Source organism: Sphingobium sp. (assembly GCF_003248505.1).
Taxonomy (GTDB): Bacteria; Pseudomonadota; Alphaproteobacteria; order Sphingomonadales; family Sphingomonadaceae; genus Sphingobium.
Window position 1 is genome coordinate 1 of the sequence record NZ_QFOA01000093.1, and the last position, 9845, is coordinate 9845.

Consider the following 9845-nt stretch of genomic DNA (forward strand, 5'->3'; position numbering starts at 1 on the left):
CAATTCCCCCCTGGGCGTCCCCACCGGACCGAATCGCGTCGCGTCTTCGGACGGTCTGGATCCCAAACGAGACGGCTTTGTCTGTCTCGCTGGCCGTTCGCAAATGGGACGGCTTCGGTCGTCAGTAACCCACCTCGAGCGTTATCACCGTCAAGCGCCCCCCAACTCGACCCACCAATGTCACATTCCCTCCGGGAAAGTCTGGGCCGTTCATCGCCATGATAGCGCTAGTTAACATCTCTACGGTGAACAGGGGTTGGAAGGTCTTGGTATACGGCGCAGTGACGAGCGTGGTTCGATCCCGCTCATCCGCCCAGGCGCCATAGCCCCAAGCGCTTCCGACAAACTTCAGAGGGCTGCCGGGTGGCGGCGAGGATGGAGCCTCCTCATCGGTTTGTCGGTGACCACATCCGACTTTGCGCACTCGACCGTTTGAAAGCGTGCCGCCCGTGTAATCAGCTTGAAGCGAGTAACACTGCCCGTCATTGAACGAGAGTGTGACTGGCAGGAAGCCCGGAGACCATGCGGAAACTACATGCCGCTTCTGTGTTTCTGCGATCTCGAACGCGCCGACGACTTTGACGTGCCCCGTCGAGGAACCGCGCTTGTAGTCGGGATCGACATGGAACAGCGGTGACAAGGTCGTATCAGGAATGCGGGTCAGGGTAGGCACATCCGGGTCGGTCGGTGCGGCAACTCCGGGCTTTACTCCGTTGCCGCTGTATCCGGCAGGAGGAACAAATTGAGCGTGCGCGGCAACGGCAGGAGCCGCCGATAGAACAGCCATGCTCATCCGAAGAACCGTGACCTTACTCATCCTGCGCCTCCTTCTTCTTTGGGAAACATAGCCGATCACGGTGATGACGACGAGCCAACGATTCAAGAGCAACGGTCCCATTTCACCATCCTGATGTGACGGTATCGCAGAGCCTTAGGGTGTCATTCCGCCCTCAACCGTACCCGGCCACCACCGCGGCATTTTCAACAGCCCCGCTCCACTTTCCACGATGCCCTTGAGCAGGAAGGCTAGCCAAAGCCGAATTATGATAGCCGATTGGGCGCAACCGTGATATATTCGACTGAAAGGAGTCGGTCATGGGTCGTGTCGAAAATATCCAACTCAACGTCCGCTCGGCTTTTGCGCGCGATCGGGTTCATGCGCTTTCGAGACTCACAGGCATGACGGCTAGCGAAGTGATCGAGGATGCGCTGCGCGGTTATGTCCCGCCAGGTGTTCCTGCCAATACCGGCAAACTGGTGCGGCGCGGCGCTCTGCTAGTTCGTCCATCGGGCGATAAGCCGGTGAGCCTCGAAAGCGCCAATGAGGCTCTTGATCGCAGCCGTGAGCATGACATTGACGATTGACGCGCTGGTCGACAGCAATGTGATTATAGCAGCGCTGGCAGGCGATCATGAGCATCATGTTTCGTCCGCCGACCTGTTCGATGCTGGCCGAGGTCCCATGCTGGGCGTTGCCGCACACAGCTATGCCGAAGCCTATAGCACCCTAACCCGTCGCGGCACGCACGCGCCTTTCCGGTTCACGGCAGAGGAGGCCTGGGCGGCGCTGGAGAGTTTGAGAGCCGTCACTCAGTTGATCGGCCTTACGCCATCGCAGACGTTCGACACGGTGCGCAGCTACGCCGCCGATGGCGGGATCGGGCCGCGCCTCTATGATCGGATGATCGGAGAAACGGCGGTGGCAAATGGAATCCCGGCGATCGTGACCTGGAACATCGGTCATATGCGCGCCCTGTTTCCGACGCTCAATGTCCGCACGCCCCGCGATTTCTTAAAAGCGGCGTGATGCAGGCGCGTCTGGCAATTCGAGCGTTTCTTTAACGTTAGCCGGGTATCGTCCAATTCAGACTATCTTGCAGGGGAAATGGGATTATCACAGCTGCAGATTCGGTGGCGCGGGCAATGTCTGCCCGCACAGCGGGCGTGGTTCGGGCCTGAGGATGTATCTGCACCATCACGAAACCTCATCAACAAAAGCAGCAAAGCGCCATGTGTGATCCGCAATAGCGCTGCTTACCATGTCCCAATGAAGTGTCGCAACCAGACAGCCAGTTGAAAATCAATTTGAGGCCTCTGCACCGGCAGGCGATACCATCGCGCGGGCAGCGAAATCATCAAAATTTTCCGCAATCCATCGCACATAATCGGGACTACGCTGCGGCACGGCAGATAGGGGGAACGGCTTATCGACCCTCTGCCGCGAAGCCAGGTCGCAGCGCATTCATAACCATGAATTTCAGAAAGCATGATGACCGTGGTCTGTCAACGGTAACGCCGGCGACCGACGCGACAGCGCGTCATGCTCTCTGCCTAGCAAGCCTGACCCGGCCAAGCCAAGAAGAAGGGGCGGGCACCGCAGCCCGCCCCTATTGTCGTCAAAGCTTCCAGCCGCCGCCCGCCACAATCACCTCTCCGGTAATATAGTCCGCTTCTGGCAGGCAAAGCAGATAGACGGCACCGGCCGCTTCCTCCGGCGTACCGGCACGGCCCAGCGGAATGCCCTTTTCCATGGCTTCCAATATTTCGTCGCTGACCCCAGCTTTGATGTCACGGCCTTTGACGCTGATGGTAGAACTGCCAGCTTCGCCCGCCGTCATGCGGGTCATGATCGCACCGAATGCCACGGCGTTGACCGTCACATTATAGCGGCCCCATTCCTTCATCACCGTTTTGGTGAGGCCGACGATGCCCGCCTTGCCCGCCGCATAGCCCGACTGACCGGCATTGCCACCCAGACCCGCAACGGACGATATATTGATGACCGTCCGGCGTTTAGCCCGACCGTGTTCCGCTATCTCCTGTTTCGCTGCAGCGGCAATAACCGGCTGGGCGGCACGCAAAATGCGGAATGGCGCGGTAAGATGCACGTCGAGCATAGCCATCCATTGCTCGTCGCTGGTATTTTGAAGGACGGAATCCCAGGCGTAGCCCGCATTGTTCACGATGATGTCGATCGTGCCGAAACCCGCTATGGCCGATGCCACGAATTTTTCGCCAAAATCGGCATCCGTCACATCGCCCACGCACACTATAGCGCGGACGCCCAGGCTTTCGATTTCTCTCGCAGTCGCCCGCGCCACATCCTCGTCCAGATCGTTTACCACGACATGGGCACCGGAGCTCGCGAGTTTCAGCGCAATAGCCTTGCCAATGCCGCGCCCTGAGCCAGACACCAAGGCAACCTTGCCATCCAAAATTTTCACGTTATGCGTCCCGTTCTTTCCTAAAGCCACCGATGCAGGCCTCGCCGCCATCGATGACGATGCTGTTCCTTTCAGGCACGCTGGCCCGAAACGATATGACCTCGCCCCTACGCCAGATTTCCGTGCGAACCGTTTCGCCTGGCCAGACCGGCGCCGTAAATCGCACGCGCATGTCGGTCATTAAAGTCGGATCTCCATTACAGCATAGATGGGTGAGCGCGCGACCGACCAGCCCCATAGTGGCAAGACCATGCAAAATCGGCTGATCGAAACCAGCCGCCTGGGCCGTGCCTCTATCGACATGCAGGGGGTTGCGATCGCCCGTCAGGCGATAAAGCATTGCCTGATTAATCGCTGTGGGAAGATCGAGATAGGTATCTGCCGGCCCATCCGGCATGACGACCGGCGCAGGACCTTCAAGGTCCCGTCCTCCCCCGAAACCACCCGCGCCGCGCAGGACCCAAACTTCCTCCATCTCCGCGATAGGCAGGTCCGTCGGCGTGGTGATCACCCGCTTTGCCCGCACCAGCGCAGGCTTGCCTGCTCCCTTGTCCGCAAGACCGATGATCTCGATCCGACCGTTGACCAGTTGCCCCAGTTCAAGCGGTCGAAACAGTTTCAGCGTTTGCTCGCCATGCAGGATTCGCGGCCAATCCCAGCCAAGTTCCGGTGCCATGGGCCAGAATCCCGGTGTCCCCAGCACCAGAGCCATGGTCGGCAGGACCACCTGATCGCGTTCGAAAATCAAATTTTGCTCGTTGATCGCGCCCAAGCCTGCGCCGACACCCAGCGCATAGAGGATCGCGCCACGCGGGTCGCAGACATCCTGTGCTTCCGGCACCCGAAAGCCCCGCAATTTTGCGACATCGAGCATTTGAATCATTCCCCGGTCCAAGGGTCAGGACAGCTTGCGCTCATCCAGACCCAATCCCCGACCGATGATTTCGCGCATGATTTCGGACGTTCCCGCGAAAATGCGGCTGATGCGCGCATCGGTGTACATGCGGCTGATGCGATATTCCTCCATATAACCCGCGCCGCCATGGAGCTGTACGCATTCGTCCATCACCCGGCCTTCCAACTCACTGGTCAGAAGTTTGGCGGCCGACGCATCTTCGGCGGTCAGTTCGCCCGCATTGAGCAGCATCACACATTGATCGACATAGGTCTGAAGCGCATCCAGTTCAGCACGCATCGACGCCATCTTGAAGCGAGTGTTCTGGAACGCCCCGATCGGCTTCCCGAACGCCTTGCGCTCCTTCACATAGTCGAGCGTGATATCGAACGCGGTCTGGGCCGTGGCCATGAAGCCGATGCCCGCGACCAGCCGCTCCTGCGCCAGGAAGCGCGCCAGATATTTGAAACCCTGGCTCGGATCGCCGAGCACATTGGCCTTGGGCACCTTCACGTCATTGAAAAACAGTTCGGCGGTGTCCTGCGCCTTCAGCCCCATCTTCGCCAGCTTGCGCCCACGCTCGAAGCCTTCCATGCCGCGCTCGACAACCATCAGTCCCAGGCCGTGGCGGCTATTGGGATCGGTCCGCGCCGCCACGACGATCAGATCGCCAAGAATGCCGTTGGAAATATAGGTTTTTGCGCCGTTCAACAGCCAATGGTCACCCTTGTCCACGGCGCTGGTGCGCATGCCCGCCAGATCGCTGCCGGTGGACGGTTCGGTCATCGCGACGGCAAGGATTTTCTCGCCGCTGACGATGCCGGGCATCCAGCGGTCCTTCTGCTCGTCATTACCCAGCTTGGCGATATAGGGGGCGACCAGATCATTATGCAGGTTGATGTAGAAGCCTACATCGCCGTGACGCATATTCTCTTCGATGATGATCTGCTCGAAGCGGAAATCATCGATCCCCGCTCCACCATATTTTTCGTCTGCCCAGGTGCACAGCAGTCCTTGTTCACCAGCCTTTAGGTACAGCTCCCTGTCGACCATTCCCTGCTCGCGAAAACGTTCGGCGTGAGCGCCTACCTCCGTCGTCATGAACTTGACGACGGAGTCGCGGAACTGCTCATGTTCTTGCTCGAATATCAGGCGCTTCATGCCGGCATCGGCTCCTTGACCGTGGTTTCGCTCGCAGGCGCGTAGAAATCTTCCCCCTTGGCGGCCTTTTCGCGCAGCCATGCCGAGGGCAGGAAGCGGGGACCGTAAAGTTGGGCAAGCCGGTCGGATTCTTCAACGAACGTCTTGATCCCGATCGTGTCGATGTAGCTGATCGTGCCGCCGGTCCATGCCGGGAAACCCCAACCGTAGATTGCGCCCAGATCGGCGTCCTGGGGGGTTTCGAGCACATTCTCTTCCAGGCAGCGAGCGGTTTCCATCGCCTGCGCATAAAGATAGCGCTTCTTAAGCTCCTCGATATCCCATCCCTGCTTGACCGGGAAGTGATCGGCAAGGCCCTTCCAAAGATGCTTCTTGCCACCTTCGGGATAGTCATAGAACGCCCCACCCGCCTTGCGGCTGGACCGACCGATCTCGTCCTTCATACGGCGCATGACGGCCGTGCCGGCAGGCGGAGTATATTTGTCGCCCTCCTCGGCAATCGCCTGGTCCACGATCTTGAGCGGCAGGTCGAGGGTCAGTTCGTCCAGCAGCGCCAGCGGCCCGACCGGCATGCCCACGGCCTTGGCGGCATTTTCGATCACCGCAGGGGGCACGCCCTCCGCCAACATCGCCGCGCCTTCGTGGATCAGCATCTGGAACACGCGGCTGGTGTAGAAGCCGCGGCTGTCGTTGACGACGATCGGTGTCTTGCGCAACTGGGCGATGAAGTCGAGCCCCTTGGCCAGCGTCGCCTTGCTGGTCTGCTTGCCCATGATGACTTCGACCAGACCCATGCGATCGACCGGGGAGAAAAAGTGCAGACCGATGAACTGGTCCGGACTCCGCGAGGCTTGGGCCAGCTGCGAGATAGGCAGGGTGGATGTGTTGGAGGCAAAAATCGCCTCGGCGGGCAGCACGGCTTCGGCCTTGCGCGTAATTTCGGCCTTGATGGCCGTATCCTCGAAAACCGCTTCGACCACCATGTCACAGCCACTGAGCAGCGCGAAATCGTCGGTCGGCGTGATGCGGGCCAGAACGGCGTCGGCCTTGTCCTGCGTCAGCTTGCCCTTTTCGATCAGCTTGCCCAGCACCTTGGCAGAATAGTCCTTGCCCTTCTGCGCCGTCGGGACGTCGCGATCGATCAGGACGACCTCGATACCCGCATTGGCGGACACGAACGCGATGCCAGCGCCCATCATGCCAGCGCCCAGCACACCGATCTTTTTGGCTTCGAACTTGGGGAAGCCTTCGGGACGGCGCGCGCCCTTTTCGGCCGCCTGCTTGGAAATGAAAGTGGTACGGATGATGTTGCGAGCGACCGGATCGGTCAGCAGCTTGGCGAAATATTTGCCTTCGACTGCCAGCGCCTTGTCGAAGGGCAGCTGCATGCCGTGGAACACCGAGTTCAGGATAGCGGCGGGTGCCGGCTGGTTATAACCGACCTTCGCGAGACCGCCCGTATACATCATGTAGGCGGCCGAATCCTCGGGCACGGTCATGCCCTTCTTCTGCGGCGGCGTCCAACCCTTGACGTCCCAGGGCTTGGCCGGATCGGGGCTAGTGGCAAGCCATGCCTTCGCCGCGTCGACCAGCTTGTCCGCCGGGACGACCTCATCCACAATCTTGAGCTTGAGCGCTTCCTGCGGCCCGACCGAACGGCCCGAGAGCAGCAGGTCAAGGGCCGTCTTCACGCCCGCGATGATGCCCAGCCGCACCGTGCCGCCCGATCCGGGAAGCAGGCCCACATTGACTTCGGGCAGGCCGACCTGCGCCTTTGCGTCATCCACCAGGATGCGGCGGTGGCAGGCCAGCGCCAGTTCGAACCCGCCGCCCAGCGCCAGTCCGTTGATCGCCGCAACCCACGGCTTGCCCGATTGCTCGATGGCGCGGTGCATGTCGGTTGCGCGCTTTGCAAAGGCATAGGCTTCCTGCGGCGTCAGCGTGCCGAAGCCGTTCACCAGCTGCTTCAGGTCTGCACCGGCCATGAACGTTTTCTTGCCGGACGTCAGGATGACGCCCTTGATGCCATCGTCCCCGGCGATGTCCTTGGTCGCCGTTTCCATGTCGGCGATGAAAGCGTCGTTGACGACGTTCATCGAGCCTTCGGCATCGAGGGTCAGGATCGCAAAGCCGTCCTGTGCCTTTTCCAGTCGCATAGTCTTCATGGGATGTCCCGCTCTAAAGTTCGTGTGCGCGCTCAGACGCGCTCGATGATGGCAGCCGTGCCCAGCCCGTTGGCGGCGCACAGGGTGATAAGGCCGGTTTCCGCGTCCCGGCGCTCCAGCTCGTCCAGCACAGTGCCCAGAAGCATCGCGCCCGTCGCACCCAGCGGATGGCCCATGGCGATCGCGCCGCCATTGACGTTGATCTTGTCGTCGGGAATGTCCAGTTCCTGCTGGAAGCGCATCACCACGCTGGCGAAAGCTTCGTTCAGCTCCCAAAGATCGATGTCCTTCTCGGTCATGCCGCCCGCCTTGATCGCCTTGCGGGACACCGCTGCGGGCGCCGTCAGCATGATCATCGGCTCCGACCCGATATTGGCATAGGAACGAATCCGACCGCGCGGCTTGAGCCCGGCCTTTTCCCCAAATTCCTTCGACCCGACCAGGACCAGCCCAGCGCCATCGACGATGCCCGAACTATTGCCGCCATGGTGGACATAGTTCAGCTCTTCGATTTCAGGATATTTGGCCTTGGCCACCGCTTCGAAGCCTGCCTTGCCGAACCCTTCGAAGGCGGGCTTGAGCTTGGCTAGGCTTTCGACCGTGGTGCCGGGCCGCATATGCTCGTCATGGTCGAGCAACACGTCGCCCAAAACATCCTTGATCGGTACGATGGCGTTCTTGAAATAGCCATTTTCCCAGGCATGGGCAGCCTTGCGCTGGCTCTCGACGGCAAAATTGTCGACATCCTCCCGCGAGAAGCCGTCGAGCGTCGCGATCAGGTCTGCGCCGATGCCCTGCGGCGCGTAATAATTGCTGTAGGCGACTGACGGATCAGACGTCCATGCACCCGAATCATAGCCCATGACCGTACGGCTCATTGACTCGACTCCGCCGCCGATGCCAGCCTGGATCATGCCAGAGTGCACCTGCGCCGCGATCAGGCTGACCGCGTCCAGGCCGGTGGCGCAGAAACGATGGATCTGCTGGCCACCTACGGTCTGGGCATAGCCGGCCTGCAGAACCGCCGCCCGCGCAAGCACGCCACCCTGTTCGCCGACAGGCTGAGCCATGCCGATAATCACATCGTCGAGCAGCGCCGTGTCGAGATCATTGCGGCTGCGCAGAGCCTTGAGCAGTTGCGTCGCCATTTCGACAGAGGTGACCTCGTGCAGCGCGCCGTCGGGGCGCCCCTTGCCACGCGGCGTCCGGACATGATCGTAGACATAGGCTTCCATCGTGAATTCCCGACCAGTGATACAAAAATCGTTGTGCTCGCTCTTGGTGCTGCAAGGACAAGCCGCACCTATCCAACGAAAGGCGCAGACCACGGCGTTGGCTGCAATTTGATCGGCACCGATAGCTGACCGACATATTTAGGAGCGGACATCCGTGGTCACACAAGGCGAAGATTGCGCCCCATTCCGTATCTCTGCAACTACTTTGGGCGATCTGCTCCTCAAAGGATGGGACAAGTCGCCCACGAAGGAAGCGTTGGTATTCCCGGGTGAGCGCAAAACATATGACGAAGTCGTGCGAAGCGTCATGGACCGCGCGCGCGGCTTGAAAGCGCTAGGCATAGGAAGAGGCGACCATGTCGGCATCCTGCTGCCGTCCAGCATCGAATTTGTCGAGACGCTGTTTGCCATTGCCATGTGCGGCGCCGTTTCGGTGCTGATGAACGCCCGGTACAAGGCGCCAGAAATGGCGTATGTGGCGCAAAATGCCGATCTTGCGGCGATCATCACCAATGACATGGTCACCGAACATGTCGATTTCGGTCGACGGCTGGTGGAGGCCTTCCCCGGCCTGCCCAAAGCCTCTGACGCTTGCGCGCTCGCGCTGGACGGCGCGCCCCTGCTCAAGCGCATCATCATGCTGGGCGGTCGCTCCATGCCCGGTTTCGTCGATCAGGCGACCTTCGACACTGCCGCGCAGCGCGTAGGGGACGCGGAGGTTCATGCGTCCCGGTTGACTGTCCGGGTCCGCGACACCGCGATGATCTTATACACCTCCGGGACTTCGGCCAACCCGAAGGGTTGCCTGCTCAGTCACGAGGCCGTGACCCGGGAGGCGTCGAACCTCGCCAACTATCGCTGGTCTTTCCAGCCGGACGAGCGCGCCTGGTCGCCGCTGCCGCTGTTCCATATTGCCGCGATGCTTTGCATGCTGGGCGCGATGGATGTGGGCGGCACGTTCATAGGCCAGCCGCATTTCGACGCCGGAGAGAGCCTGCGGCAGATCGAGGATGAGCGGGTAACGATGATGTTCCTGCCCTTCGTCACCTTCCACCAGGCCATGATCACCCATCCCGACTGGGACAAGACCGACATGTCGTCGGTGCGCCTGCAAAATCGCTGCTTCGCCTTCATGCCGGAGCGGGTGGGCCAGGCCTACAGGGAG

Annotated in this window: 9 protein-coding genes; 3 read left to right on the plus strand and 6 right to left on the minus strand. The window is 60.6% G+C overall.

What is annotated here, in order from left to right:
- Positions 1-121: 121 nt before the first annotated feature.
- Positions 122-817, minus strand: a complete 696-nt coding sequence (locus DI606_RS17955; protein ID WP_293985268.1) for a hypothetical protein — start codon at positions 815-817, stop codon at positions 122-124.
- A 278-nt stretch (positions 818-1095) separates the two neighbouring features.
- On the opposite strand from DI606_RS17955, the gene DI606_RS17960 reads away from it, so the two are divergent.
- Both DI606_RS17960 and DI606_RS17965 read left to right on the plus strand, forming a co-directional pair.
- Positions 1096-1365: a hypothetical protein gene (locus DI606_RS17960; RefSeq protein ID WP_293985269.1), complete on the plus strand. Its 270-nt coding sequence runs from the start codon at positions 1096-1098 to the stop codon at positions 1363-1365.
- Positions 1349-1807, plus strand: a complete 459-nt coding sequence (locus DI606_RS17965) for a PIN domain-containing protein (RefSeq protein ID WP_293985270.1) — start codon at positions 1349-1351, stop codon at positions 1805-1807. The genes DI606_RS17960 and DI606_RS17965 overlap by 17 nt, the downstream gene beginning before the upstream one ends.
- A 589-nt stretch (positions 1808-2396) precedes the next feature.
- Here the strand turns inward: DI606_RS17965 and DI606_RS17970 are convergent.
- The 5 genes from DI606_RS17970 to DI606_RS17990 are packed head-to-tail and all read right to left on the minus strand — an operon-like array spanning position 2397 to position 8680.
- Positions 2397-3224 carry an SDR family oxidoreductase gene (locus tag DI606_RS17970; protein ID WP_293985271.1) on the minus strand — a complete coding sequence of 276 codons (828 nt, stop codon included), beginning with the start codon at positions 3222-3224 and terminating at the stop codon, positions 2397-2399.
- Between the two features lies 1 nt (position 3225).
- Positions 3226-4107, minus strand: coding sequence for a MaoC family dehydratase (locus DI606_RS17975; protein ID WP_293985272.1), 882 nt, complete (start codon positions 4105-4107; stop codon positions 3226-3228).
- A gap of 15 nt (positions 4108-4122) precedes the next feature.
- Positions 4123-5280 carry an acyl-CoA dehydrogenase family protein gene (locus DI606_RS17980; RefSeq protein ID WP_293985273.1) on the minus strand — a complete coding sequence of 386 codons (1158 nt, stop codon included), beginning with the start codon at positions 5278-5280 and terminating at the stop codon, positions 4123-4125.
- On the minus strand, positions 5277-7445 hold the full coding sequence (locus DI606_RS17985) for a 3-hydroxyacyl-CoA dehydrogenase NAD-binding domain-containing protein (protein WP_293985274.1): 2169 nt from the start codon (positions 7443-7445) through the stop codon (positions 5277-5279). Before DI606_RS17985 ends, DI606_RS17980 begins: the two co-directional genes overlap by 4 nt.
- Before the next feature lie 32 nt (positions 7446-7477).
- A complete protein-coding gene (locus DI606_RS17990) occupies positions 7478-8680 on the minus strand; it encodes an acetyl-CoA C-acetyltransferase (protein WP_293985275.1) in 1203 nt (400 codons plus the stop codon).
- Positions 8681-8834: 154 nt separating this feature from the next.
- Between DI606_RS17990 and DI606_RS17995 the strand changes: the two genes are divergently transcribed.
- Positions 8835-9845 (plus strand): class I adenylate-forming enzyme family protein (locus tag DI606_RS17995; RefSeq protein WP_293985276.1); only part of this gene is annotated, 1011 nt, incomplete at its 3' end.

Coding starts and splice junctions, on each gene's coding strand:
- DI606_RS17955 (WP_293985268.1), bottom strand. CDS start 817: ATGAGTAAGGTCACGGTTCTTCGGATGAGCATGGCTGTTCTATCGGCG.
- DI606_RS17960 (WP_293985269.1), top strand. CDS start 1,096: ATGGGTCGTGTCGAAAATATCCAACTCAACGTCCGCTCGGCTTTTGCG.
- DI606_RS17965 (WP_293985270.1), top strand. CDS start 1,349: ATGACATTGACGATTGACGCGCTGGTCGACAGCAATGTGATTATAGCA.
- DI606_RS17975 (WP_293985272.1), bottom strand. CDS start 4,107: ATGATTCAAATGCTCGATGTCGCAAAATTGCGGGGCTTTCGGGTGCCG.
- DI606_RS17980 (WP_293985273.1), bottom strand. CDS start 5,280: ATGAAGCGCCTGATATTCGAGCAAGAACATGAGCAGTTCCGCGACTCC.
- DI606_RS17985 (WP_293985274.1), bottom strand. CDS start 7,445: ATGAAGACTATGCGACTGGAAAAGGCACAGGACGGCTTTGCGATCCTG.
- DI606_RS17990 (WP_293985275.1), bottom strand. CDS start 8,680: ATGGAAGCCTATGTCTACGATCATGTCCGGACGCCGCGTGGCAAGGGG.